General features: G+C 73.7%; 17 protein-coding genes. 7 read left to right on the top strand and 10 right to left on the bottom strand.

The features are described from left to right. Nucleotides 1-125: 125 nt before the first annotated feature. A complete protein-coding gene (locus tag ACZ4K2_RS05480) occupies nt 126-1,151 on the top strand; it encodes an ATP-dependent 6-phosphofructokinase (RefSeq protein WP_467479532.1) in 1,026 nt (341 codons plus the stop codon). Nucleotides 1,152-1,205: 54 nt separating this feature from the next. Here ACZ4K2_RS05480 and ACZ4K2_RS05485 read toward each other — a convergent pair whose 3' ends face one another. Further along, on the bottom strand, nt 1,206-1,919 hold the full coding sequence (locus tag ACZ4K2_RS05485) for an XRE family transcriptional regulator (protein ID WP_467479534.1): 714 nt from the start codon (nt 1,917-1,919) through the stop codon (nt 1,206-1,208). 204 nt (nt 1,920-2,123) lie between these two features. On the opposite strand from ACZ4K2_RS05485, the gene ACZ4K2_RS05490 reads away from it, so the two are divergent. Beyond that, nucleotides 2,124-2,483 carry an ATP-binding protein gene (locus tag ACZ4K2_RS05490; RefSeq protein WP_467479536.1) on the top strand — a complete coding sequence of 120 codons (360 nt, stop codon included), beginning with the start codon at nt 2,124-2,126 and terminating at the stop codon, nt 2,481-2,483. Nucleotides 2,484-2,491: 8 nt separating this feature from the next. On the opposite strand, the gene ACZ4K2_RS05495 is transcribed toward ACZ4K2_RS05490, so the two are convergent. Both ACZ4K2_RS05495 and ACZ4K2_RS05500 read right to left on the bottom strand, forming a co-directional pair. Continuing rightward, on the bottom strand, nt 2,492-4,405 hold the full coding sequence (locus tag ACZ4K2_RS05495) for a tetratricopeptide repeat protein (RefSeq protein ID WP_467479538.1): 1,914 nt from the start codon (nt 4,403-4,405) through the stop codon (nt 2,492-2,494). A 166-nt stretch (nt 4,406-4,571) separates the two neighbouring features. Next, on the bottom strand, nt 4,572-5,414 hold the full coding sequence (locus tag ACZ4K2_RS05500) for a 5'-methylthioadenosine/S-adenosylhomocysteine nucleosidase family protein (protein ID WP_467479539.1): 843 nt from the start codon (nt 5,412-5,414) through the stop codon (nt 4,572-4,574). 33 nt (nt 5,415-5,447) lie between these two features. Between ACZ4K2_RS05500 and ACZ4K2_RS05505 the strand changes: the two genes are divergently transcribed. Then, nucleotides 5,448-6,005 carry a hypothetical protein gene (locus ACZ4K2_RS05505; RefSeq protein ID WP_467479541.1) on the top strand — a complete coding sequence of 186 codons (558 nt, stop codon included), beginning with the start codon at nt 5,448-5,450 and terminating at the stop codon, nt 6,003-6,005. A 123-nt stretch (nt 6,006-6,128) separates the two neighbouring features. Here the strand turns inward: ACZ4K2_RS05505 and ACZ4K2_RS05510 are convergent, their stop codons facing one another. Further along, a complete protein-coding gene (locus tag ACZ4K2_RS05510; protein WP_467479542.1) occupies nt 6,129-6,824 on the bottom strand; it encodes a response regulator in 696 nt (231 codons plus the stop codon). Continuing rightward, nucleotides 6,821-8,500, bottom strand: a complete 1,680-nt coding sequence (locus ACZ4K2_RS05515; protein WP_467479544.1) for a sensor histidine kinase — start codon at nt 8,498-8,500, stop codon at nt 6,821-6,823. The genes ACZ4K2_RS05510 and ACZ4K2_RS05515 overlap by 4 nt, the downstream gene beginning before the upstream one ends. Nucleotides 8,501-8,652: 152 nt before the next feature. Here ACZ4K2_RS05515 and ACZ4K2_RS05520 point away from each other — a divergent pair, with 152 nt between their 5' ends. Continuing rightward, nucleotides 8,653-10,041: a cation:dicarboxylate symporter family transporter gene (locus tag ACZ4K2_RS05520; RefSeq protein ID WP_467479546.1), complete on the top strand. Its 1,389-nt coding sequence runs from the start codon at nt 8,653-8,655 to the stop codon at nt 10,039-10,041. A 319-nt stretch (nt 10,042-10,360) separates the two neighbouring features. Here ACZ4K2_RS05520 and ACZ4K2_RS05525 read toward each other — a convergent pair whose 3' ends face one another. Then, nucleotides 10,361-10,975: a TetR/AcrR family transcriptional regulator gene (locus ACZ4K2_RS05525; protein WP_467479548.1), complete on the bottom strand. Its 615-nt coding sequence runs from the start codon at nt 10,973-10,975 to the stop codon at nt 10,361-10,363. 138 nt (nt 10,976-11,113) lie between these two features. Here ACZ4K2_RS05525 and ACZ4K2_RS05530 point away from each other — a divergent pair, with 138 nt between their 5' ends. Together ACZ4K2_RS05530 and ACZ4K2_RS05535 are read left to right on the top strand one after the other, a co-directional pair. Then, nucleotides 11,114-12,787 carry an MFS transporter gene (locus ACZ4K2_RS05530; RefSeq protein WP_467479550.1) on the top strand — a complete coding sequence of 558 codons (1,674 nt, stop codon included), beginning with the start codon at nt 11,114-11,116 and terminating at the stop codon, nt 12,785-12,787. A 210-nt stretch (nt 12,788-12,997) separates the two neighbouring features. Further along, a complete protein-coding gene (locus tag ACZ4K2_RS05535) occupies nt 12,998-15,229 on the top strand; it encodes a HelD family protein (RefSeq protein WP_467479552.1) in 2,232 nt (743 codons plus the stop codon). Nucleotides 15,230-15,705: 476 nt separating this feature from the next. Here ACZ4K2_RS05535 and glgB read toward each other — a convergent pair whose 3' ends face one another. The 4 genes from glgB to ACZ4K2_RS05555 all read right to left on the bottom strand — a co-directional run bounded on the left by glgB (nt 15,706) and on the right by ACZ4K2_RS05555 (nt 23,394). Beyond that, nucleotides 15,706-18,072, bottom strand: coding sequence for a 1,4-alpha-glucan branching enzyme (gene glgB / locus ACZ4K2_RS05540; protein WP_467479553.1), 2,367 nt, complete (start codon nt 18,070-18,072; stop codon nt 15,706-15,708). 27 nt (nt 18,073-18,099) lie between these two features. Next, nucleotides 18,100-19,485: a maltokinase N-terminal cap-like domain-containing protein gene (locus tag ACZ4K2_RS05545; protein ID WP_467479555.1), complete on the bottom strand. Its 1,386-nt coding sequence runs from the start codon at nt 19,483-19,485 to the stop codon at nt 18,100-18,102. Between the two features lie 109 nt (nt 19,486-19,594). Beyond that, complete coding sequence (gene treS / locus ACZ4K2_RS05550; RefSeq protein ID WP_467769945.1) at nt 19,595-21,295, bottom strand: maltose alpha-D-glucosyltransferase; 1,701 nt, start codon at nt 21,293-21,295, stop codon at nt 19,595-19,597. Beyond that, nucleotides 21,292-23,394, bottom strand: coding sequence for an alpha-1,4-glucan--maltose-1-phosphate maltosyltransferase (locus tag ACZ4K2_RS05555; RefSeq protein ID WP_467769946.1), 2,103 nt, complete (start codon nt 23,392-23,394; stop codon nt 21,292-21,294). Before ACZ4K2_RS05555 ends, treS begins: the two co-directional genes overlap by 4 nt. A 331-nt stretch (nt 23,395-23,725) precedes the next feature. Between ACZ4K2_RS05555 and ACZ4K2_RS05560 the strand changes: the two genes are divergently transcribed. Further along, complete coding sequence (locus ACZ4K2_RS05560; RefSeq protein ID WP_467474074.1) at nt 23,726-26,344, top strand: glycosyltransferase family 1 protein; 2,619 nt, start codon at nt 23,726-23,728, stop codon at nt 26,342-26,344. The last annotated feature ends 105 nt before the right edge of the window (nt 26,345-26,449 follow it).

Below are 26,449 nucleotides of genomic sequence, written 5' to 3' on the forward strand. Positions count from 1 at the left end.
AGAGACCTCTTGACAATACCCCTGTCGCCGGATAGGGCGCCCGTCAAGAATTTCACCGGTCCGGCGGACGTGGAACAATCGGCACTGGCTCACCGGCACCCACAGCGAGCAGGAGACACAGCACGATGCGCATCGGAGTGCTCACCGCAGGCGGCGACTGCCCCGGCCTCAACGCCGTGATCCGCTCGGTCGTGCACCGGGCCGTCGCCCAGTACGGCGACGAGGTCATCGGCTTCGAGGACGGCTACCGCGGTCTGCTCGACCGCCACTACCGGGCCCTCGACCTCGACGCGGTCAGCGGCATCCTGGCCCTCGGCGGCACCATCCTCGGCTCCTCCCGGCTGGAGCGCGACCGGCTGCGCGAGGCCTGCGAGGGCGCCGCCGACATGGTCGAGGAGTTCGGCATCGACGCGCTGATCCCGATCGGCGGCGAGGGCACCCTGACCGCGGCCCGCATGCTCTCCGACGCCGGCCTGCCGGTCGTCGGCGTGCCCAAGACCATCGACAACGACATCTCCTCCACGGACCGCACCTTCGGTTTCGACACCGCCGTGGGCGTGGCCACCGAGGCCATGGACCGTCTGAAGACGACGGCCGAGTCCCACCAGCGCGTGATGGTCGTCGAGGTCATGGGCCGGCACGCCGGCTGGATCGCCCTGGAGTCCGGCATGGCCGCCGGCGCCCACGGCATCTGCCTGCCCGAGCGGCCCTTCGACCCGGCCGACCTGGTCAAGATGGTCGAGGAGCGCTTCGCCCGCGGCAAGAAGTTCGCCGTCATCTGCGTCGCCGAGGGCGCCCACCCCGCCGAGGGCACCATGGACTACGGCAAGGGCGACATCGACCAGTACGGCCACGAGCGGTTCCAGGGCATCGGCACCGCCCTCGCCTACGAGCTGGAGCGCCGCCTGGGCAAGGAGGCCAAGCCGGTCATCCTCGGCCACGTCCAGCGCGGCGGCGTGCCCACCGCCTACGACCGCGTCCTCGCCACCCGCTTCGGCTGGCACGCCGTCGAGGCCGCGCACCGCGGCGAGTTCGGCCGGATGACCGCGCTGCGCGGCACCGACGTCGTCATGGTGCCGCTCGCCGACGCGGTCACCGAGCTGAAGCGGGTGCCGAGGAACCGGATGGACGAGGCCGAGTCGGTCTTCTGACCGGTACGGCGCCCGGGACCGGACCGCGGCCGGCGGCACCCCCGCCGGCCGCCGTCAGCCGGTCCTCGCCGCCACCCCCGCCCAGAAGTTGCCGACGATCCCCTCCAGGAACCTCTCCCCGGTCTCGCTCGCGCTCCTGCTGCCGCCGCCCCAGCTCAGGGTGGCGGTCATGTGCCCCTGGTAGTCCTGGTGCAGCTCCTGGAGCACGTACTCCAGGACCTCCTTGTCGAGCGGGACGATCCGCATCACCGGCCGCACGTACGCCTGCCAGCGGGTGGTCACCGCGCTGTGCAGCAGATCGGTCAGCTTCGCCTCCCGGCCGGTGACGGCGACGAAGTCGGGCAGGGCGAGGTCCAGGATCTGCGCCAGCGCGGCCGACTGCCGCTCGTTGCCCCGCCACTGCCCGCTCTCCTCCGCCCGCTGGTACGCGCGCAGCTCCATGCCGACGGCGTGGGCGACGTCCTCCGGGGCGACCGCCCGGGCGATGCGGTGCTCGCGCAGCGTCCGCGGCCGGCCGATGAGTTCGCCCGGCGAACACCACAGGACACCCGCCAGCGCGGTCAGTTCGGGGTTGCCGGGCGCGACGGTGCCACGCTCCCAGGCGATCACGAGATCGGGCGTGACGTAGGGCAGGCCGTACGAGGCACGCATTCCGTAGGCGACGTGCTCGGGCCGCATGCCCAGCGCGGCGCGCAGCCGGCGGGCCGCGGGGGCGTTGAACGGGGGAGCCGGGGGGTTCGGTCGGGCTGAGTGGCGCACCCGGGACAAGGTAGGGGGGCGCGGGCATCCTGACTACGGTCGGTTCGGCCGAGATCACGCATCGTAGGAACGTACGGGGTGATCGCGCCGGGTGACCTGGCACTTCGTGTCACCCGGGTGACCTGCGGTTACCTCGCGTTACTCATGCTCGCGACGCCCGGATCGCACCACGGCGCGCTACAGCGGGTGGTCCGCCTCCCCGGCCTTGATGCCGTGGATGAGGGCGCGGAGGGCTTCGCGCGAGTCGGTGAGGGCGCGGTGGTCCACGTGGTGTCCGAACTGGTCTCCTGCGCCTGCAAGTTCACCCCTGACAGCGAGGTCTACGTGTCCCTGCGGTACCGGGACGGCGCCGTACGCGTGATCGTCTACGACGGACACCCCCGGCACTCCCACCCCCGGCTGGCGGCGGCCTGCGACACCCGCAGGCGGGCGGCGCTGCGGGTGCTCGGGTGCGTGGTGCGGGCGGGGGCGGGGGCGGGGGAGTGGGGGTTCGGGGAGGCGCGCGAACCCGGCGGCGGGACGCGGATGTGGGCGGTGCTGCCCTGGCCGGAGGCCCGGGGGTGCGCGGAGTGACGCGGACGCTACTCCGGTAGCGCGGTGGCCGCTGCGCGAGCTCGGGCGGCTTGGTCGGGGGCGTTGGCGCGGGTGAAGGCGTCGGCGGACAGCAGGTAGGCGGCGCGTGCCCCGGCGGGGGAGTGGGCGGCCTGGTGGGCGATGGCCAGGGTGTAGAAGGTCTGACCGTCGCGGTACCAGTCGTCGAACTCCTGTCCCAGTTCCAGTGCCTTGCCGTACGCCTCGATCGCCGCTCCCACGTTGCCTTCCATGTACAGGGCGAGGCCGAGGTTGTGCCACACCGCGGCCTCGCTCCGGCGGTCCCCTGCGGTCCGGAACAGGTGGCGGGCCCGGGTGAAGGCGTCGACCGCCTCCCGCAGCCGGTCCGTGATCCGCAGGGCGATGCCGAGGTTGTTCATCGCGCCTGCCTCGCCGTGCTGGTCCCCTACGGTCCGGTACAGGCGGTGGGCCCGGGTGAGGGCCTCGATCGCCTCCCGTACCCGGCCCGCGCTCCGTAGGACGAGGCCGAGACTGTCCCACGCCATCGCCTCGCGGTGGTGGTCTCCGGCATCCTGGTACAGGCGGCGGGCCCGGGTGAGGGCGTCGATCGCCTCCTCCACCCGGCCCGTCGACATCAGGGCATTGCCGAGGTTGTTCCACGCGACGGCCTCGCCCAGCCGGTGTCCGACAAGGCGGGCGGCTTCCCGCTCCGCGTCCGCGACGGTGAGACAGTCGTCGAAATACCGTCGCCGGAGCAGGTATTTCGCCAGGCATTGAGCCAGCACCATCGCAGGCAACGCGTGCCTCTTCTCCCGCCCCCACTCCACCGCGGCGACCAGGCCCGCCCGTTCCCCGTCCAGCCAGGCCAGGGCCTCCTCCCAGTTGCCGAACCGGTCCGGCTCCGCCACCTCCGGCGCCCACCGCAACCGGTTGTCGGCCGCCTCCGTCCATCGCCGGTAGAACTCCAGCACCCGTTCCCGTGCCGCCTCCCCCTCCTCCCGCAATTCCGCGTCCCCCGCCACCACACCGGCCCCGAACCCCCGCACGAAGTCGTGCAGCCGCCACCGGAGCGCGGAAGCCGTGCCGTCGCCGCTCCGTACCGGCGCGACGAGGTGGGTGGCGGCCAGCTCCTCCAGCAGTGACAGCGCGGACTCCGCGCCGAGGCCCGTCAGGGCCGCGACCGCCTCCGTCCCGGTCTCCGCGCCCGGAGCCAGGCAGAGCAGGCGCAGCAGACGGGCCTGGCCGGGCGGCAGCCGGCGGTAGGAGGTCTCCAGTACGGGGCGCAGGACGAGTGAGCGCCCGTACAGGTCCGCGCCGGGACTGCCGTGGTCGAGGACGGCGGCCGGGTCCCCCGCGTCCCGGATCTCCGTCACCAGGGAGGCGATGTCCCGGTGGCGGCGCCGGCGCAGCATCCCCGCCGCGATCTGCAGAGCCAGGGGCAGGTGGCCGCAGAGTTCCGCCAGTTCCCGTAGTGCGGCGGCTTCGCGGGCCGGGCGGTCGTCCCGTTCGTCGGTGCCGTGCAGGGCGCGGGTCACCAGGGCGACCGACTCGTCCGGATCGAGTGTCTCCAGGTCGATCAGGCGTACCGGAAGGGCGTCGGGGCGGTCCCGAGAGGTGATGAGCACCCGGTGCCGGTCCGTGCCGGGCAGCAGCGGCACGTACTGGGACGGGTCCGACGCGTTGTCCAGGACCAGCAGCGTCCGCTCCCGCCGCCCGGCGAGCAGCGCGCGGTACGCGTCGTACCGGCGCTGGGCCGTGGGCGGCAGGTCCCGGTCCCGTACGCCGAGCGCGTCGAGCAGGGCCAGGACCGCCTGGTCGGCCGTGACCGGGTCGTCGTCGTACCCGCGCAGGTCCACGAAGAGCGTCCCGCCCGGGAACCAGCCCTGCGCGCGCGCCCGGTGCGCCGCCTCCAGGGCGAGCGCGGTCTTGCCGATGCCGCCCATGCCGGTGACGGCGAAGACGAGCAGCGGCAGCGCGGTCGTCGTGCCGTCCTCGACGGGCGCGAGGCGGGGGAGCAGGCGGTCCAGCTCCGCCGACCGGCCGGTGAAGCCGAAGGGGCGGGGCGGCAGGACGGTGGTCGCGCGCGGGACCGGGCCGTGGGCCGGGCCCTTACCGGTCTCCGACCCGCTTGCCGATGACGGGCCCGTGGAAGACCCCGCCCCGGAAGTCGATGTGGTCGCCCCCGTAACCCCCTTGGGGCCCCTCCTCGGAGTCGCCGGGGCCGGTACGGCGGGGCCGGTGCCTGCGCAGCGTCGCGGCCGCCACGGTCGCCGCGTGCGCGGCCGCCCGCTGCTGCGAGCCGCCCGCGTCGGCCCGCTGCTTGTCCCGGTCCGCGCGGTCGCTGATGCCCCGCACGACGAGGATGTCCACCTGCCCGCTCAGGTGCGCCGCCTGGGCCGCTCCGGAGCCCTCCATCTCGATGGCGCCCGCGTCGTTGTAATGCGCCTCGATGTGCCGGGCGATGCCGGACCGGGAGTCGGCCAGTACGACGTCACCGGTCGCGATCGGCGCGAAGTGCACCCGGACGTCCGGCAGGTCCCGCGCCGCGGAACGCGCCGCCTGCTCCAGCGCGTGCGAGCCGGGCAGCGCGCGCGGGCGCACCTTGAAGCCGTCGTGGGCCTGCTTGCCGCCGTGGATCTCGTAGACCTGGGTGCCGACCACGACGTCACCGATCCCGATGTCGTCCTTCAGGCTCCCCGCGACGCCCACGAAGAGGACGGCCTCGGGGTGCAGCCAGTCGATGAGCTGGGCCGTGAGGGCGGCGGCGCGCTCGGCCCCGACGCCCAGTTCACTGATCGCCAGGTGCCAGCCGCTGTCCGGCAGCCGGCCCGTCTCGACCCGGGTCCCCTTGGCGTGGACGAGTTCCTCCCGCTCGGGGACGTACGCCCGCACGGCGGCGTACTCCAGGGGCAGCGCGGTCAGGACCAGGACGGTGGGTCGAGTCTGCGGCACACTCTTAGGGTAGTGCCGGGGGAAGGAGTCCGTGTGCCGGAACGAGACGTCACCGTGGGGCAGTTGCTGCTCACCGAATACCAGACGGTGAAGGACGAGCAGAAGACCCGGATCGGGTTCCGGGACAACCTGCTGTACGTCACCCTCACGGTGGTGGCGGCCGTCATCGCCGCGGCGGCCCAGGCCGAGCAGCCGGTGATGCTGCTCGCGCTGCCGCCGGTGAGCGTCGTGCTGGGCTGGACGTACCTGGTCAACGACCAGAAGATCTCGGCGATAGGGGCGTACGTCCGGACCGAGCTGGGTCCCCGGCTCGCCGCACTGGCCCAGGCCGAGGGCGGTGAGGTCTTCCGCTGGGAGACCGCGCACCGGGGGGACGCCCGGCGCTTCTCGCGGAAGGTCACCCAGTGCGTGGTCGACCTGCTCGCCTTCTGCGTCGTGCCGTTGAGCGCGCTCGTCGTGTACTGGGCGGGAGGTGACGCCCCGGCCGGGCTGGTGACGGTGTCCGTGCTGGAGGCGGCCGCGGTCGTGGGGCTGGGGGTGCGCGTGGTGCAGTACGCCGTGCCCTTCGGGCCGGGCAGCGGGGGCGGCTGAGCGACGCCGCCGGATTCCGGGGCGGGGACTCCCGCGCGCCGGTCATCGGCGAGGCGGAGGCCCCGCACCCGTGCCGACGCATCCGTGCCGACGCACCCGCGCGAGCCGCCGGGGCCGTCGCGCTCACCGCCCCTGCGGCACCCACCGGTACACCAGCTCCGGGCGGCCCACCTGCCCGTACAGCGGACTGCGCACCGCCCGGCCCGCGTCCACCAGGTGCTCCAGGTAGCGCCGGGCGGTGATCCGCGAGATGCCCACGGCCTCGGCCACCCCGGCCGCCGTGAGCCCTTCCGCGGCCGTATCGCGCAGCGCCCCCGTCACCCGCTCCAGCGTGGGCCCGCTCAGCCCCTTCGGCAGGGCCGCGGGCGACGGCGCCCGCAGCACCCCCAGCGCCCGGTCCACCTCGTCCTGGCCGCTCGCCTCGCCCGCCGCCGCGCGGAACTCGGCGTAGCGGACCAGCCGGTCCCGCAGCGTCGCGAAGGTGAAGGGCTTCAGCACGTACTGGACGAAGCCCAGCGAGACGCCCTCCCGCACCACCGCCAGGTCCCGCGCCGACGTCACCGCGATCACGTCCACGTGGTGCCCGGCCGCCCGCAGCGAGCGGGCGAACCGGAGTCCGTGCACGTCCGGCAGGTGCAGGTCCAGGAGCAGCAGGTCCACCGGCGTCCGGTCCAGGACCCGTCCCGCCTCCGCGCCGGTGTGCGCCCTGCCGACCACGACGAACCCGGGCACCCGGCCGACGTACAGCACGTGCGCGTCGGCGGCCACCGGGTCGTCCTCGACGACCAGGACGCGGATCGGCTGCCGCCCGCCCGTCATCGGGTGCTCTCCCCGGACGGCACCCGCGCGGCGCCCGCCCCCGGCCGCAACGGCAACCGCACCTCGAACACCGCTCCGCTCCCGCCGTCCCCGCCGCCCTCATCGCTCTCGCCGCTCTCAGCGTTCTCCGCCACCGTCAGCGTGCCCTCGTGGCGGATCGCCGCCTGCCGGACCAGGGCCAGTCCGAGCCCCCGCCCGCCGGGCCCGGCCGGCTTCGTGGAGAACCCCCGCTGGAACACCAGGCCGGCATGGGCCGGATCGACCCCGGGGCCGGTGTCGGACACGCGCAGCACCAGTTCGGCGGCCCCGGCGTACACCGTCACCGTCACCCTGGCCCCCGCCGTCCCCCGCGCCGCGTCCACCGCGTTGTCGATCAGGTTGCCGAGGATCGTGACCAGGTCCCGCGTGGACAGCCCGGGCGGCAGCAGGCCGTCGTCCAGGCGGCTGTCCGGCGAGACCACCAGCTCCACGCCCCGCTCGTTCGCCTGCGCGGCCTTGCCCAGCAGCAGGGCGGCCAGCACCGGTTCGGCGACCGCCGCCACCACCTGGTCGGTGAGGGCCTGCGCCAGCTCCAGTTCGGCGGTGGCGAACTCCACCGCCTCCTCGGCGCGGCCCAGTTCGATCAGCGAGACGACGGTGTGCAGGCGGTTGGCCGCCTCGTGCGCCTGCGAGCGGAGCGCCTGGCTGAAGCCCCGCTCCGAGTCCAGCTCGCCCATCAGCGACTGGAGCTCGGTCACGTCGCGCAGGGTGACGACCGTGCCCCGCCGCTCGCCGCCCGACACGGGGGAGGTGTTCACCACCAGCACCCGGGACGCCGTCAGGTGCACCTCGTCCACCCGGGACGCCGAGGACAGCAGGGCACCGGTCAGCGGGGCCGGCAGACCGAGGTCCGCCACCGACCGGCCCACCACCTCCTCCCGCGGCCCCACCCCGAGCAGATCCCGGCCGCCGTCGTTGACGAGCGCCACCCGGTACTGGCCGTCCAGCATCAGCAGCCCCTCGCGGACCGCGTGCAGTGCCGCCTGGTGGTAGTCGTGCATCCGGCTCAGCTCGCCGGCGTTCATGCCGTGGGTGTGGCGGCGGAGCCGGGCGTTGACCACGTACGTGCCGACCGCGCCCAGCAGCAGGGTGCCGCCGGCCACCCCGAGCAGGGCCGCGACCTGGTCCTGGGCCCGGGCGCTGATCGTCTCCACCTTGATCCCGGCGCTCACCAGCCCGACGATCCGGCCGTGGTCCGTGACGGGGGTCACCGCGCGGACGGACGGGCCGAGCGTGCCGGTGTAGGTCTCGGTGAAGGTGCGGCCGTGCCGGGCGGGTTCGATGGTGCCGAGGAAGGGCCGGCCTATCTGGCCGCGGTCGGGGTGGGTCCAGCGGATACCGGACGGGTCCATGATCGTGACGAAGTCGACGCTGGCGTCCCGGGTGACCTGGAGGGCGTACGGCTCCAGCCGGGCCGTGGGGTCCGCGGTGCGGATCGCCGTGCGGACCGACGGCGAGTCGGCCACCGACCGGGCCACCGCCGAGGCCTGCCGGGCGGCGGAGCCCTCGGCCTGGCGCTGGTCGCTGACGTAGGTGAACAGCGCGCACCCGGCCACGACCAGCGCGATCAGCACGGCCTGCACGGCGAAGAGCTGGCCGGCCAGGCTGCGGGGTCGCGGGAGGGGGGTCAGGCGCATGCCAGCAGTCTGCCTCCGCGGTCCGGCGTGAACTCAATGAACGGAAGGGTGACCGCCCTCACAGCCCGGGAGATAGTCCAGGCGTTCCCCCAACGCCCGGACGTGAGCCGCACGCCGGTTGTTCGCCGACGAAGACGTCAAGGAGGGCAGTCGTGGCCGCCAGCACCCCCGGTACGGCACCTGCCGCACCCCGCGTGAAGCGGGACCGGACCCACTACCTGTACATCGCGGTCATCGCGGCGGTCGCGCTCGGCATCGCCGTGGGGCTGATCTGGCCCGACGCCGCGGTGGAGCTGAAGCCGCTGGGCACCGGATTCGTGAACCTGATCAAGATGATGATCTCGCCGATCATCTTCTGCACGATCGTGCTCGGCATCGGTTCCGTGCGGAAGGCCGCGAAGGTGGGGGCCGTCGGCGGCATCGCCCTCGGCTACTTCCTCGTGATGTCCCTCGTCGCGCTCGCCATCGGGCTGGTGGTCGGCAACGTGCTGCACCCCGGTGACGGGCTCCACCTGACCGACGCGCTCCGGCAGACCGGGCACGCCCAGATCGAGAGCGACGCGCTGCCCCCGGTGGACTTCGTGCTGTCGATCATCCCGACCACCTTCGTGTCCGCGTTCACCGAGGGCCAGGTGCTCCAGACACTGCTCGTGGCGCTGCTCGCCGGGTTCGCGCTCCAGGCGCTGGGGACGGCCGGGCAGCCGGTGCTGCGGGGCATCGAGCACGTCCAGCGGCTCGTCTTCCGCATCCTGTCGATGGTGATGTGGGCCGCGCCGGTCGGCGCGTTCGGGGCGATCGCGGCCGTGGTCGGCTCCGCGGGCGTCGACGCGCTCAAGAGCCTCGCCGTGCTGATGCTGGGCTTCTACCTCACCTGCTTCCTGTTCGTCTTCCTCGTGCTCGGCGCGCTGCTGCGGATCGTCGCCGGTCTGAACGTGTTCTCCCTGTTCAAGTACCTCGCCCGGGAATTCCTGCTGATCCTGTCCACGTCCTCGTCGGAGTCCGCGCTGCCGCGGCTGATCGCGAAGATGGAGCACCTGGGCGTCAGCCGGCCGGTCGTCGGCATCACGGTGCCGACCGGCTACTCGTTCAACCTCGACGGCACGATGATCTACATGACCATGGCGTCCCTGTACATCGCGGACGCGCTGGGCACGCCGATGTCGGTCGGTGAGCAGATCCCGCTGCTGCTCTTCCTGCTGCTGGCGTCCAAGGGCGCGGCCGGGGTCAGCGGCGCCGGGCTCGCCACGCTGGCCGGCGGCCTCCAGTCGCACAAGCCCGCGCTGGTGGACGGGGTCGGGCTGATCGTCGGCATCGACCGGTTCATGAGCGAGGCGCGGGCGCTGACGAACTTCGCGGGCAACGCGGTCGCGACCGTGCTCGTGGGCACCTGGACCAAGGAGATCGACACGGTACGGGTACGGCGGGTGCTCGCCGGCGAGCTGCCGTTCGACGAGACGACCCTGCTGGACGAGGGCCGCCCGGCGACCGGCGAGGAGCCCACGGCCCGCGAGGACGGCGAGAAGGAGCCGGCCGGGGTCTGACACCACCGAAGCCCCGGACGCCCGGCCCGGCCTGAACCCGGGCCGGGCGCCCGGCCATCACCGCGAACACGGCCCCGCACGCCGGCCCCGGCCGGCACGTCGGCGCCGACGGCACCCTGGCCCGGTCCGGCCCCGGCCGTCTGCCTTCCCTCCGTCCCCCCGCGCCGGGCCTCGCATCCGCGCCCGGTCGCTCGCGGTGCGTCGCGGGACCCTTCCGCCCCGGCAGTGCGGGGCGACGCGGCGGGGCCCGATCCCGTGCTCCGGCGTCCGGCGGCTGCCGCGCCGGTCTGCCCTTCGCGGTCCCGGGGCGCGGCGCGGGCTACGACACCTCGGCCACCAGGGCGGTGGCCGCGGCGGTCGGTACCCCCGCGGCGGTCAGGACGGCGACCGTGGCGGCGCGGCCCGCGTCGCCGGCCGGCACCAGGCCGTCGTTCACCGCCTCCATCACCGCGAACAGCATCTGCTCGTGCACGTACGCGAGGGCCGGCGCGGGCAGCGGGGAGCTGAAGACGCCCTCGTCGAGACCCCGCTGGAGCAGGCGGATCTTGTTCTCGCGCAGCGGGGCGAGGCGTTCGCGGATGCCCTGCACGGTGACCGTCCGCTGGGCCAGGGCGATCAGCAGCCGGTAGCGGTCGGCGACCGGCCACAGCGCGAGCACCGAGCGGGCCACCGCCTCCGCCGGGTCGCTCACACCGGCGCGGGCCCGCGAGTCCGCGTCCACCAGCGCCTCCACCGCCCCGTCCATCAGGGTGCTGATCAGCGCCTCCCGGCTGGGGAAGTGGCCGTACACCGTCCGCCGTACGACCCCCGCGGCGCGCGCGATCTGGTCCATGGACGCGTCCGGATCGCGCAGCAGTTCGGCGAGGGCGACGTCGAGGATGCGGCGCCGGTTTGCGTCGGCGCGGCTGGTGCTACCCGTGGTCATGGCGGTCATTGTGCCTCCCCGGAGTTCGCGCGGAGGGCCTCGGCCCGGCTTGCACAGTACTGTGCAACGGCGTACATTGCACATCGTTGTGCAATTGTACGCTGCTGTGCAAGTACTGTCGCGTACCCGAGGAAGGCGACCCCTGCCATGCGACTCGTCATGACCGAACCGGTCGAAAGGATGGAGCGCCCCTACGCCCGGCGCTGGTGGGCGCTGCTGGTGCTCTGCCTCAGCCTGCTGATCATCGTGATGGCCAACACCGCCCTCACGGTGGCGGCGCCCGACATGACGAAGGGCCTCGGCCTCTCCAGCGCCGACCTGCAATGGGTGATCGACGGCTACACCGTCCCGTACGCGGCGCTGATGCTGCTGCTCGGCGCGATCGGCGACAAGTACAGCCGCCGCGGGGCGCTCGTCCTCGGCCTCGTCGTGTTCGGCGCGGGCGCCGTCTTCGGTTACCTCGCGGACAGCGCGGCGACCGTCATCGCCGCCCGTGCCGTCATGGGTGTCGGGGCCGCGCTGATCATGCCGGCCACGCTCTCGCTGCTCGCCGCGACCTTCCCGCGCACCGAACGCGCCAAGGCGATCACCCTGTGGACCGCCACGGCCGGGCTCGCCATCGCCGCCGGGCCGGTGGTCGCCGGCGCCCTGCTGCGCGACCACGGCTGGTCCTCGACCTTCCTGATCAACGTGCCGGTCGCGGCCGTCGCGATCGTCGCCGCCTTCGTCCTCGTACCGCCGTCCCGGGCCGGGCACCACGACCGCATCGACTACGTCGGCGGACTGCTGTCCGTGCTGTGGACCGGCGCGCTGGTCTACATGATCATCGAGGGCCCGCACTTCGGCTGGCACGCCAAGGCCGTCGGCGCGGCGGTCGTCGCGGGCGCGGGCCTGGTCGCCTTCGTCCTGTGGGAGCTGCGCCACCCGCGCCCGATCCTGGACGTCCGCCGTTTCGCCGGCCGCCGGTTCGCGGGCTCCAACCTCGCCGTCGCCCTGTTCTTCCTCGCGGTCTTCGGCGCCTTCTACTACCTCACCCAGCACCTCCAGTTCGTCCTCGGCTACGACGCCCTGGAGACCGGTGTGCGCATGCTGCCGCTCGCCGGTGCCGTGTTCGCCGGCTCGGCGCTGACCGGCTGGCTCACCCCGCGGGTCGGCATGAAGTGGACCGTCACCGCGGGCATGGTCGCCGGCACCACCGCGCTGGCCCTGCTGACGCGGGTCGACGCGGGCTCCACCTACGGCGACTTCGTGGCCCCGCTGGTCATCCTGGGCCTCGCCATCGGCCTCGCCCTCTCGCCCTGCACCGACGCCATCATGGGCGCGTTCCCGGAGTCCGAGCTGGGTGTCGGCGGCGCCGTCAACGACACCTCGCTGGAACTGGGCGGCTCCCTCGGCATCGCCATCCTCGGCTCGCTCCTCGCCACGTCGTACGGTGACCACCTCGGCGACGCCACCGCGGGCAGCAAGCTCCCGGCCGGGGCGCTGGACACCGCCCAGGACTCGGTCGGCGCCGGGTACGCCGTCGCGCAGGGCATCGGCGAGAAGGCGCACCAGGCCGCGGCGCGGGCCCAGCAGGCGACCGACCCGCAGCAGGCCGCGCAGCTCAAGCAGCAGGCCGGCGAGCTGGCGGCCGGCGCCCGGCAGATGGCCGACGCGGTCAGCTCCTCCTTCTCCGACGCGGTGGCCCACACCAGCCTGGTCGGCGCGGTGGTCCTCGGCGTCGGCACGGTCCTGGTGGCGATCCTGCTGCCGCGCCGCGGCTCCGGCGCCCCCGAGACTCGGGACGAGGAGCGGGAGCCGGCGAGGAGCACGGCCGGCTGACCCTCCCGACCCCGCGTCCCCCGACGCAAACGGAAATCCCCCGGACAATTGCGTCCGGGGGATTTCCGTGCGTATATTCAATGGTTCGCGACTCGAATTCCACGGATCAGGTATTCCGGTCGCGGGGAAGTTCAATGACCACAGTATATTCGGGTGGGAGCGGAATTGTCAAACGCGGATCTGTCGAACAGCCAATTTCCGGACGATGAAATGCGGGACGAGCAGGAATTCATCGACGGACTGTACGCGCGCGTGGACGTGCTGCGCGGCGCGACCGAGACCGCCGTCGCCGACGCGCTCGCCCAGGGCGACAAGCCCATGCAGGCCCGGCTGGAGCGGGACATCCTGGTCGCCGAGCGTTCGGACCTGCTCGCCGCGCTGAACGCCGTGGACGGCTCGCTGTGCTTCGGCCGGATCGACCTCGGCGACGGCACCAGGCACCACATCGGCAGGATCGGGCTGCGCACGGAGGACGCCGAGCGCACCCCGGTCCTCGTCGACTGGCGGGCCGACGTCGCCCGTCCCTTCTACCTGGCCACCGGCCACACCCCGATGGGGCTGCGCCGCCGCCGGCACATCGCCACCGAGGGCCGGGCCGTCACCTCGCTGCACGACGAGATCCTCGACCTCGGCGACGCCACCCGCACCGGCCACGAGGACCACAACGGCGACACCGTGCTGCTGGCCGCGCTGAACTCGGCCCGCACCGGCCGCATGGGCGACATCGTGCAGACCATCCAGGCCGAGCAGGACCGGATCATCCGGGCGCCCCACCGCGGCGTACTGGTCGTCGAGGGCGGGCCCGGCACCGGCAAGACCGCGGTCGCCCTGCACCGCGCGGCCTACCTGCTGTACGAGTACCGGGACCTGCTGGCCCGCCGGGCCGTGCTCATCGTCGGCCCCAACCCGGCCTTCCTCGGCTACATCGGCGAGGTGCTGCCCTCGCTCGGCGAGACCGGGGTCCTGCTGGCCACCGTCGGCGAGCTGTTCCCCGGCGTGAAGGCCACCGCCGTCGACACCCCCGAGGCCGCCGCCGTCAAGGGCGGTGCCCGGATGGCCGACGCGCTCGCCGCCGCGGTCCGTGATCGGCAGGCCCTGCCCGACCCTGTCGTCGCCGTCGCGCACGACCGGGAGGTGCTCATGCTGGACGACGGCCTGGTCCGCGTCGCCCGCGAGCGCACCCGGGCGGCCGGTCTGCCGCACAACGCGGCCCGCGAGTACTTCGAGGGGTACATCCTCAACACGCTCACCGAGCTGTACGCCGAACGCGTCGGCACCGACCCCTACGACGGCAGCAGCCTGCTCGACGCCTCCGACGTCACCCAGATCCGCGACGAGATCGCCGAGAACCCCGAGTTGTGGGACGCCGTCGACCGGCTCTGGCCCAGGATCACCCCGCAGCGGCTGGTCGCCGACTTCCTCGCCGACCCGGACGGGTACCTCCCGGCCGCGGACGCCGACGCCATCCGCCGTCCGGTGACCCGCGCCTGGACCGTCGCCGACGTACCCCTGCTGGACGAGGCCGCCGAACTCCTCGGCGAGGACGACCGGCCGGCGCGGGCCCGCGCGGAGCGCGAACGCGAGACCCAGATCGCCTACGCCCAGGGCGTCCTCGACGTCTCCTACGCCTCCCGCACCTACGAGTTCGAGGACAAGGAGGAGGACGACCCGGAGGCGTCCGAGGTGCTGTCCGCGCACGACATCATCGACGCCGAGCGGTTCGCCGAGCGGCAGGAGGAGGCGGACCACCGCAGCGCCGCCGAGCGGGCCGCGGCCGACCGCACCTGGGCGTTCGGGCACATCATCGTCGACGAGGCGCAGGAGCTGTCGCCGATGGCCTGGCGGCTGCTGATGCGACGCAGCCCGACCCGCTCGATGACCCTGGTCGGCGACCCCGCCCAGACGGCGGAGGCGGCCGGCGTCGGCTCCTGGGCGGACATCCTCGCCCCCTACGTCGAGGACCGCTGGGAGCACACCCGCCTGGGCGTCAACTACCGCACCCCGGCGGAGATCATGGACCTGGCGGCGGCCGTGGTCCGCGAGGGCGACCCGGACTTCGAGCCGCCCGGTTCCGTCCGCTCCACGGGAGTGCGTCCCTGGGTGCGCCGGGCCGCCGGGGACCTGCCCGGCGCGGTGGCCGAGGCGGTCGCCGAACTCACCCCGGCCGAGGGCCGCCTCGCGGTGATCGCGCCGCGCGCACTGCACCGCTCCCTGGCGGCGCGCCTGGACGGGGTCACCGCGGGCGCCGAGCCGGACCTGACCCGGACGGTCGTCCTGCTCGACCCCCGCCAGGCCAAGGGCCTCGAATTCGACTCCGTCCTGGTGGTGGAGCCGGCCGCCTACGGCACGAGCGACCTGTACGTGGCCCTCACCCGGGCGACGCAGCAGCTCGGGGTGCTGTACACGCAGGAACCGCCGAAGGCACTGACCGCCACCGCGTGACGCGGCCCCGCCGGGGGATGACGGCGGGGGCCGCGTACGGTGCCCGCCGTCGTCCGGTGGCCACGCGCGGTGGCGGGTGCGTGCGGGCGGCCCGCAGGAAGTCCGGGCCGCCCCGGCACCGGCGCCCGCCGGTCTCCCGGTCTCCCCGGCGGGTTCCGGTTCGCCCTCGGTCCCCCCGCGCGCCGGGAAGCGGCCGCCGGGCATGCCGACCGGACCGGGACCGAGCCCGGCTCCGGCGTGCCTGCGGTCGCGGTCGCCGTCCGGCGGGGACGCGGGACGCGCGCCGGACCGCTCCGGGCGCAGCCCGTCACCGGTACCGGCGGACGCCCGGCCACCTGGTCGGACACCCAGCCCGGCGGGCCGGCGGACCGGCAGTCACGCGCCAGGACCGCCGCGGCCCGCCACGCCCGCTCCCGCCTCCGCTCAGGCCGCCCGGGTGCCCCGCCCCCGTTCAGGCCGATATCTCCCCGCCCCGCTCAAGCCGGTCGCAGCCACACCGTCGCCAGGGGCGGGAGGGTCAGCCGGATGCTTGCCGGGCGGCCGTGCGCGCCCTGCGGCTCCGGCTTGACCGGCTCGGGGTGGACGAGGTCGCCGCCGCCGTAGCGGGCCGCGTCCGTGTTCAGCACCTCCGCCCAGGCCGGCACGGACTCCGGCACCCCGATCCGGTAGTCGGTGCGGACCACCGGCGCCAGGTGGGAGACCGCGAGCAGCGGGGTGCCGTCGGCGTCGAGCCGCAGGAAGGCGAGGACGTTGTCGTCCGCCGCGTCCCCGGCGATCCACTCGAAGCCCGCCGGATCGGTGTCCCGCTGCCACAGAGCCGGGGCCGCCCGGTACTGCGCGTTCAGGTCCCGGACCAGGTCCCGCACGCCCCGGTGGTCCGCCTCGGCGCCGTACGCCGGATCGAGCAGCCACCAGTCGGGGCCGTGCACCTCGGACCACTCGGCGCCCTGGGCGAACTCCTGTCCCATGAACAGCAGTTGTTTGCCCGGGTGGGCCCACATATAGGCCAGGTAGGCGCGGTGGTTCGCGCGCTGCTGCCACCAGTCGCCGGGCATCTTCGACACCAGGGACCCCTTGCCGTGGACCACCTCGTCGTGGGAGATGGGCAGGACGTAGTTCTCGCTGTAGGCGTACACCATCGAGAACGTCAGCCCGCCGTGGTGGTGCCGGCGGTGCACGGGGTCGTGGCTCATGTACTGGAGCGAGTCGTGCATCCAGCCCATGTTCCACTTCAGGCCGAAGCCGAGGCCGCCGAAGCCGCTCGGGCCCCGCTGGTGGGTGGGGCGGGTGACGCCGTCCCAGGCGGTGGACTCCTCGGCGATGGTCACCACGCCCGGGCAGCGCCGGTACACCGTGGCGTTCATCTCCTGGAGGAAGGCGACCGCGTCCAGGTTCTCCCGGCCGCCGTGCTCGTTCGGCGTCCACTGGCCCGGCTCGCGCGAGTAGTCCAGGTAGAGCATCGAGGCGACCGCGTCCACCCGCAGCCCGTCGATGTGGAACTCCTCGCACCAGTACACGGCGTTCGCCACCAGGAAGTTGCGCACCTCGCGCCGCCCGAAGTCGAACTCCAGCGTGCCCCAGTCGGGATGGGCGGCCCGCAGCGGGTCCGGGTGCTCGTACAGCGGGCGCCCGTCGAAGGCGGCCAGCGCCCACTCGTCGCGCGGGAAGTGCGCCGGCACCCAGTCCATCAGCACCCCGATACCGGCCTGGTGCAGCCGGTCCACCAGGTACTTGAAGTCGTCGGGGGTGCCGAGACGGGCGGTCGGGGCGTAGAACCCGGTGACCTGGTAGCCCCACGAGCCGCCGAAGGGGTGCTCGGCGACCGGCATCAGCTCGACGTGCGTGAAGCCCATCTCGGTGACGTAGGCGGGGAGCTGCTCGGCGAGCTGGCGGTAGGACAGGCCCGGCCGCCAGGACGGCAGGTGCACCTCGTACACCGAGAAGGGGGCCTCGTGGACCGGGGTGCGGCCCCGGTCGGCCAGCCACTGCGCGTCGCCCCACTCGTGCCGGGAGACGTGCACGACCGAGGAGGTGGCCGGCGGTACCTCGGTACGGCGGGCCATCGGGTCGGCGCGCAGGGTCCGCGAGCCGTCCGGGCGGGTGATCTCGAACTTGTACAGCTCGCCCTCGCCGATCCCCGGCACGAACAGCTCCCAGACCCCGGTGCCGCCGAGCGAGCGCATCGGGAAGCCGGTGCCGTCCCAGAAGGTGAAGCCGCCCGTGACCCGCACGCCCCGCGCGTTCGGCGCCCACACCGCGAACCGGGTGCCGGTCACGCCCTGGTGGGTGGTGACGTGCGCGCCGAGCGCCTGCCAGAGCTGCTCGTGCCGGCCCTCGCCGATCAGGTGCAGGTCCAGCTCGCCCAGGGTGGGCAGGAAGCGGTAGGGGTCCTCGGCCTCGTGGACCGTGCCGTCGTAGGTCACGAGCAGCCGGTAGGCGGGGACGTCGGTGAGCGGGAGCAGTCCGGAGAAGAACCCGTCGCCGTCGGCGTGCAGCACCGCCCGCACCTCGCCGGAGACCACCGTGACCGCCTGGGCGTGCGGGCGGAAGACCCGGAAGGCGACCCCGCCGGGCACCGGGTGCGCGCCGAGGACGGAGTGCGGGGCGTGGTGGGTGCCGTGCAGCAGCCGCTCGCGGTCGGCGGCGTCGAGGGCGGGGGAGGCGGCGGTCTCCAGCACGGGCGGCGCCGGCTGCGGCGGCACCTGCCCGGCCCGCGGCTGCCGTGCCTCCTCCGCCCTCCTCTCGGCCTCGGCGCCGCCGGGCGTCCGCCCGGCCGTCCTGGCGGCCTCGGTCTTGCCGGACTTGCCTGACTTCTTCCTGGTGGCTGGCTTCTTGGACGTCACGAGCGGGTCTCCCGGGCGAGATGCGGGTCAGGTCGGGTCGGACGCGGCGAGGCGGCGGATCGCCGACATCGGTACGGGGAGCCAGTCGGGGCGGTGCCGGGCCTCGTAGACGACCTCGTAGACCGCCTTGTCGGTCTCGTAGGCCCGCAGCAGCACCGGGTCGGTGCGCGGGTCGCCGCCGGATGCCTCCGCGTAACCGGAGCAGTAGGCGGCCCGGCAGGCGTGCGCCCAGTCGGGGGCGGGCGGATCCGCCGCGTGGGCCGCGTAGTCGAAGGAGCGGAGCATGCCCGCGACGTCCCGCACCGGCGGCTGGGGCATGCGCCGCTCGGCCAGCGGGCGGGCCGGCTCGCCCTCGAAGTCGATCAGCGACCAGTCGCCGGACGGGGCGCGCAGGCACTGCCCGAGGTGCAGGTCGCCGTGGACGCGCTGGGCGGTCCAGGTGCGGCCCTCGGTGGCCAGCGCGGCCAGCGCCGTGTACGCCGAGCGCAGTCCGCCCTCGTACGGCCGCAGCGCGGGCACCGCCCGCACGGCCGCCGCCAGCCGCTCGGTCATGCCGTCGACCAGCAGCCCGAGCTGGGCGTGGCCGAGGGTCACCGTCGGCAGGGCCCGGGCGAGGGCGGTGTGCACCTCGGCGGTGGCCCGGCCCAGGGCGCGGGCCTCCGCGGCGAAGTCCCCGCCCTTGGCCAGCTCGCTCAGGGCCAGCTCCCAGCCGTCGCTCGCGCCGTTGAGGAAGGGCTGGAGCACGGCGAGCACGTACGGCTCCCCGCCCGGCTCGGCGCGCAGCCAGCCGGTCGGCGCGGGCACCCGGGGGCAGCCCTCGCGGGCCAGTGCGAGGGGGATCTCCAGGTCGGGGTTGACGCCCGGCACGACCCGGCGCAACAACTTGAGGATGAACGTATCTCCGTAGACCACCGACGAGTTGGACTGCTCGGCGGTCATCAGCCGGGCCGCCAGACCCGGCCGGATCTCCTGCCCGGCGTCCCGCTCGAAGCGCAGCACGCCGACCCGGGCCCCGGTGCGCAGGGCCTCCAGGAGCACCTCGGCCGGGCGGGGGTTGTACAGGGCGTCGTACACCGTGGACCCCGCGAGCGGGCCCTCGGTGACGTGGCCGATCAGCGCGGGCGCCAACCGGGGCGGCAGCGCCTCGCGCACGCCTATGAGGAGCTGGTAGCAGTCGCCCGGGCCGGGCGGGCCGCCCTGCGCGGCCGGCTGGTGGACGCGCAGCAGCAGGTGGTACAGGCCCAGCCGGCCGTCGGTCGGCAGCAGTTCGGTGACGGCCACCGGGGTGAAACCGGTGACCGGGCGCCCCTTGCCGGCGAACCAGCGCTGCCGGGGCAGCCACGCGCGCAGCAGGGGGTCGAGCGAGTCGAGCAGGGGGCCGGTGGTGCCGGAAGGGGTGACCGTTTGCGCCATGGGGCGACACGTCCTTTCCCCGGAAGGTCGTCGGGGTGTTACTAGCGCGTGCCCCGGGCGGGGCGGTGGAAACGCGGCTCCGCCCCGCCCGGTCGGCCGACGGCCGGGACTACACGGCGTCCTGGCGCAGCCGGAACCAGTAGAAGCCGTGGCCCGCGAGGGTGAGCAGGTACGGCAGTTCGCCGATCGCCGGGAACCGGACCCCGCCGAACAGCTCGACGGGGTGCCGCCCCTCGAACCGGCTGAGATCCAGCTCCGTGGGTTGCGCGAAGCGGGAGAAGTTGTGCACGCAGAGCACGAGGTCGTCCTCGTACTCGCGCAGGAACGCCAGCACCGCCGGGTTGGAGGACGGCAGTTCGGTGTAGGTGCCGAGTCCGAAGGCGGGGTTCTGCTTGCGGATCTCGATCATGCGGCGGGTCCAGTGCAGCAGGCTGGACGGGGACGACATGGAGGCTTCCACGTTGGTGACCTGGTAGCCGTGGACGGGGTCCATGATCGTGGGCAGGAAGAGGCGTCCGGGGTCGCAGGAGGAGAAGCCCGCGTTGCGGTCGGGTGTCCACTGCATGGGGGTGCGCACCGCGTCGCGGTCGCCGAGCCAGATGTTGTCGCCCATGCCGATCTCGTCGCCGTAGTAGAGGATCGGCGAGCCGGGCAGGGACAGCAGCAGCGCGGTGAACAGCTCGATCTGGTTGCGGTCGTTGTCGAGCAGGGGGGCCAGGCGCCGGCGGATGCCGATGTTGGCGCGCATGCGGGGGTCCTTGGCGTACTCCGCCCACATGTAGTCGCGTTCCTCGTCGGTGACCATCTCCAGGGTCAGCTCGTCGTGGTTGCGCAGGAAGATCCCCCACTGGCAGTGGGTGGGGATGGCCGGCGTCTTGGCCAGGATCTCCGAGACGGGGTACCGCGACTCGCGGCGCACGGCCATGAAGATGCGCGGCATGACGGGGAAGTGGAACGCCATGTGGCACTCGTCGCCGCCCGCGCCGTAGTCGCCGAAGTAGTCGACGACGTCCTCGGGCCACTGGTTCGCCTCGGCGAGCAGCACGGTGTCCGGGTACTGCTCGTCGATCTCCTTGCGGACCCGCTTGAGGAAGTCGTGGGTCTCCGGCAGGTTCTCGCAGTTGGTGCCCTCCCGCTGGTACAGGTAGGGCACCGCGTCCAGCCGGAACCCGTCGATGCCGAGGTCCAGCCAGAACTTGAGCGCGGAGATCATCTCCTCCTGCACGGCCGGGTTCTCGTAGTTCAGGTCCGGCTGGTGCGAGAAGAAGCGGTGCCAGTAGTACTGCTTGCGCACCGGGTCGTACGTCCAGTTGGAGACCTCGGTGTCGACGAAGATGATCCGCGCGTCCTGGTACTGCTTGTCGTCGTCGGCCCAGACGTAGTAGTCCCCGTAGGGGCCGTCCGGGTCCCGCCTGGACTCCTGGAACCACGGGTGCTGGTCGCTGGTGTGGTTCATGACGAAGTCGATGATCACGCGCATGCCGCGCTGGTGGGCGGCGTCCACGAACTCCACGAAGTCGGCCAGGTCGCCGAACTCCGGGAGCACGGCGGTGTAGTCGGAGACGTCGTAACCGCCGTCCCGCAGCGGGGACTTGAAGAACGGCGGCAGCCACAGGACGTCCACCCCGAGCCACTGGAGGTAGTCCAGCTTCGCGGTCAGGCCCTTCAGGTCGCCGACGCCGTCGCCGTTGCTGTCCTGGAAGGAGCGGACCAGGACCTCGTAGAAGACGGCGCGTTTGAACCACTCCGGGTCCCGGTCCTTGGCGGGGGTGTCCTCGAAAGTGTCCTGAACGGGCTCGTTGACGATCATGTGGGTGACCCTCCGGTCTGCGGGTTGGACGGTCGCAGGACGGTGAAGACGTGCGCGGGCCGGCGGCCCGGTTCGAGGCGCACATAGTTGGCCCTGCCCCAGGAGTAGGTCTCGCCGGTGAGCTCGTCGCGCACCGGCACGGACTCGTGCCAGTCCAGGCCGAGTTGCGGCATGTCCAACGAGACCGTGGCCTCCTGGGTGTGCTGCGGGTCGAGGTTGGCGACCACGAGGACCGTGTCCGGTCCGCTCCGCTTCGAGTAGGCGATCACCGCGTCCTGGTCGGCGTGGTGGAAGTGCAGGTCGCGCAACTGCCGCAGCGCGGGGTGTGTCCTGCGTACCTCGTTGAGCCGGGTGATCAGGGGGGCGATGGTGCGGCCCTCGCGTGCGGCGGCCTCCCAGTCGCGGGGCCTGAGCTGGTACTTCTCCGAGTCCAGGTACTCCTCGCTGCCCTCCCGCAGGGGGGTGTTCTCGCAGAGTTCGTAGCCGCTGTAGACGCCCCAGGAGGGGGAGAGGGTGGCGGCGAGGACGGCGCGGACCTCGAAGGCGGGGCGGCCGCCGTGCTGGAGGTAGGCGTGCAGGATGTCGGGGGTGCTGGGGAAGAGGTTGGGCCGCATCCAGGCCGCCGCCTCGCCGGACAGCTCGGTGAGGTACTCGGTCAGCTCCTGTTTGTCGTTGCGCCAGGTGAAGTACGTGTACGACTGCTGGAAGCCGATCTGGGCGAGCGTGTGCATCATCGCGGGCCGGGTGAACGCCTCCGCGAGGAAGATCACGTCGGGGTCCTCGCGGTTGACCTCGCCGATCACCCGTTCCCAGAAGACGACCGGTTTGGTGTGCGGGTTGTCCACCCGGAAGATCCGCACCCCGTGGTCCGTCCAGTGCCGCAGCACCCGGACCGTCTCGGTGACCAGGCCGTCCATGTCCTGGTCGAAGGCGATGGGGTAGATGTCCTGGTACTTCTTCGGCGGGTTCTCCGCGTGGGCGATGGAGCCGTCGGGGCGGTGGTGGAACCACTCGGGGTGCTTGTGGACCCACGGGTGGTCCGGGGAGCACTGGAGCGCGAAGTCGAGGGCGACCTCCAGGCCGTGGGCGCGGGCCTCGGCGACGAAGAAGTCGAAGTCCTCCAGGGTGCCCAGCGCGGGGTGCACGGCGTCGTGGCCGCCCTCGGGGGAGCCGATGGCCCAGGGCACGCCGACGTCGTCGGGGCCGGCGGTGAGGGTGTTGTTGCGGCCCTTGCGGAAGGTGGTGCCGATGGGGTGGACGGGGGGCAGGTAGACGACGTCGAAGCCCATCGCCGCGATGGCCTCCAGCCGGCGGGCCGCGGTGCGGAAGGTGCCGTGGGGCTGCTCGGCGGTGCCCTCGGAGCGGGGGAAGAACTCGTACCAGGAGCCGTACAGGGCGCGTTCGCGTTCCACCAGCAGCGGCATCGGGTCCGAGGCGGTCACCAGCTCCCGCAGCGGATACCGGGCGAGCACCCCCCGCACCTCCGGCGACAGCGCCGCGGCGAGGCGCCAGGCGGGCGGCCGGGCCTCGTCCCGCAGCGCGGCCGCCGCGTCGAGGACGGTCCCGCGGTGCTCCTCCGGCACCCCGGCGGCGGCCCGTTCGTACAGCAGTGCGCCCTCGGTGAGGACCAGTTCGCTGTCGATGCCGGCCGGGATCTTGATCCCGGCGTGGTGCCACCAGGTGGTGAGCGGGTCCGACCAGCCCTCCACGGTGTAGGTCCAGCGGCCGGGCTCGCCCGCGGTGACGGTGGCGCCCCAGCGGTCGGTGCCCGGGGCCAGTTCCCGCATCGGCGTCCAGGGGCCGGGCCGCCCCGCCGGGTCCCGCAGCACCACGTTCGCCGCGACGGCGTCGTGGCCCTCCCGGAACACGGTGGCCGACACCTCGAACGACTCCCCGGTCACCGCCTTGGCGGGCCTGCGGCCGTGCTGGACCACGGGGCGTACGTCGAGGACCGGGATGCGGCCCAGGCTCGTGGCCGCGTCCGGGGACGACCGTCCCCCGGCGCCGGCCGGTGCCGGGCCCTTCCCGCCCGGCGTCTGCCGTGCGGCCCCGGCCTTGCTGCTGGTCGGAGGTGCTGACGAGTGGTGCGTGGCGGGCATGACCGCTCCTGTCCGCATCAACTTCGGTGTGGGCGGATGGATATGGGGAGGTGGGTCCTGCTGTCGTGCAGTGGTGCGCCTGTGGGGTCGCACCGAAGGAGCCTGCCCACCCGGTTCGGGTGGGCAACCCGGCACCTTGTTAACTACTCACGCGTATGGCTACGCACAAGACCGGTCCCTCCTTCCAGGTGCCCGGTGTCCGGGTGTTGACGCCCCCTCGACACCCCCGGCCGGTACGTCCCCACCGACCGCGCGGTAACCACTACCGTCGAAGACGACGACGAGGCGTACAGCGTGTGCGTCTCCCCGCAACGCGTCCCGAGGTAGGAATGTGAAGGCGATCCGTCGGTTCACCGTCCGTCCCGTTCTCCCCGACCCCCTCCGGCCGCTGAGCGACCTGGCGCGCAATCTGCGCTGGTCCTGGCACGCGGAAACACGTGATCTGTTCCAGACCGTCGACGCCGGGGCATGGGCCGCGGCCGGCGGCGACCCGGTGCGGCTGCTGGGCAGCGTCCGGCCGGACCGGCTGGCCGAGCTGGCCGGGGACCGGCGGTTCCTGCGCCGGCTCACCGCGGTCGCGGACGACCTCGACGACTACCTGACCGGCGACCGCTGGTACCAGGCGCAGTCGGACGGCCTGCCCGCCGCCGTGGCCTATTTCTCCCCGGAGTTCGGCATCACGGCCGCGCTCCCGCAGTACTCCGGCGGCCTCGGCATCCTCGCCGGCGACCACCTGAAGGCGGCCAGCGACCTGGGGGTGCCGCTGATCGGGGTGGGCCTGCTGTACCGGCACGGCTACTTCCGCCAGACCCTCTCGCGGGACGGCTGGCAGCAGGAGCACTACCCGGTCCTCGACCCCAACGAACTGCCGCTCACCCAGCTCGAGGAGCCGGACGGCACCCCGGCCCGGATTGCGCTCGCGCTGCCGGGCGGCAGGGCGCTGCGCGCCCGGATCTGGCTGGCGCGGGTGGGCCGGGTGCCGCTGCTGCTGCTCGACTCGGACGTGGAGGAGAACGCCCCCGGCGAACGCGGCGTGACCGACCGGCTCTACGGCGGCGGCGGCGAGCACCGGCTGCTCCAGGAGATGCTGCTCGGCATAGGAGGTGTGCGCGCCGTACGGGCGTACTGCCGGCTCACCGGGCACCCGGTGCCGGAGGTCTTCCACACCAACGAGGGGCACGCCGGCTTCCTCGGGCTCGAGCGGATCGCCGAACTGTGCGCCGGCGGGCTGGACTTCGACTCGGCGCTGGAGGCCGTGCGGGGCGGCACGGTGTTCACCACGCACACCCCGGTCCCGGCCGGCATCGACCGCTTCGACCGGGAGCTGGTCGGCCGGCACTTCGGCCCGGACGCCGAACTCCCCGGCATCGACGTGGGGCGCGTCCTGGCGCTGGGCGAGGAGACCTACCCGGGCGGCGAGGAGAACCTCTTCAACATGGCCGTGATGGGACTGCGGCTGGCCCAGCGGGCCAACGGGGTGTCCCTGCTGCACGGGCAGGTCAGCCGGGGCATGTTCGCGGGACTCTGGCCGGGGTTCGACGCCGAGGAGGTGCCGATCACCTCGGTGACCAACGGGGTGCACGCACCGACCTGGGTGGCGCCGGAGGTGCTGCGGCTCGGGGCCCGGCAGATCGGCGCCCAGCGGGCCGAGGACGCGCTGTCCGTCGGCGGCTCCGAGCGCTGGGACGCGGTCGCGGGCATCCCGGACCAGGAGGTCTGGGAGCTGCGCCGCACCCTGCGCGAGCAACTGGTGCTGGAGGTGCGCGAGCGGCTGCGCGCGTCCTGGCGGCAGCGCGGCGCGGGCGACGCCGAGCTGGGCTGGATCGACGGGGTCCTGGACCCGGACGTGCTGACGATCGGGTTCGCGCGCCGGGTGCCGTCGTACAAGCGGCTGACCCTGATGCTGCGGGACCGCGAGCGGCTGACCGAGCTGTTGCTGCACCCGGAGCGGCCGGTGCAGATCGTGGTCGCGGGCAAGGCGCACCCGGCGGACGACGGCGGCAAGCGGCTGGTGCAGGAGCTGGTGCGGTTCGCCGACGACCCGCGGGTACGGCACCGGCTGGTCTTCCTGCCCGACTACGGCATGGCGATGGCGCAGAAGCTGTACCCGGGCTGCGACGTCTGGCTGAACAACCCGCTGCGCCCGCTGGAGGCGTGCGGCACGAGCGGGATGAAGGCGGCCCTCAACGGCTGCCTCAACCTGTCGGTGCTGGACGGCTGGTGGGACGAATGGTTCAAGCCGGATTTCGGCTGGGCCATCCCGACCGCCGACGGCGCCGGCACCGACCCCGACCGCCGGGACGACATCGAGGCCGCGGCCCTGTACGACCTCCTCGAACAGCGGATCGCCCCGCGCTTCTACGAGCGCGGGCGGGACGAGCTGCCCGACCGCTGGATCGAGATGGTCCGCCAGACCCTCTCCCTGCTCGGCCCGAAGGTGCTGGCCGGCCGCATGGTCCGCGAGTACGTCGAGCGGCTCTACGCCCCGGCCGCGCAGGCGCACCGGGCGCTGACCCCGGACACCGCGCGGGAGCTGGCCGGGTGGAAGGCCCGGGTGCGGGCCGCCTGGCCGGGGGTGCGCGTCGACCACGTGGAGACGACCGCGCCGACGGCCACGGCGGAGCTGGGCGCCACGGTGGGGCTGCGGGTGCGGGTGGCCCTGGGCGAGCTGGGCCCGGACGACGTGGAGGTGCAGGCGGTGTCCGGCCGGGTGGACGCGGAGGACCGCATCACCGATGCCAACGTCGTGCCGCTGAAGCCGGCCGGGGCCCCCGACCTGGAGGGCCGCGTGCTGTACGAGGGGCCGCTCGCCCTGGACCGCACGGGCCCCTACGGCTACACGGTCCGCGTCCTGCCCACCCACCGCCTCCTCGCCTCCGGCGCCGAACCGGGCCTGCTGGCGCTCCCCTCGCAGGAGGTGGTGGAGGGGGCGGGGATGGTGCTCAGGTGACGCCCGGCGTGGGGGGGCCCCCCGCCCCCGGGGGCCCCCCCCCCCCGGGGGGGCCGGGGGGGGGGGGGGGGGGGGGGGCCGCGGGGGGGGGGGGCGGGGGCGCCC

Source organism: Streptomyces sp. NPDC025833 (assembly GCF_055558055.1).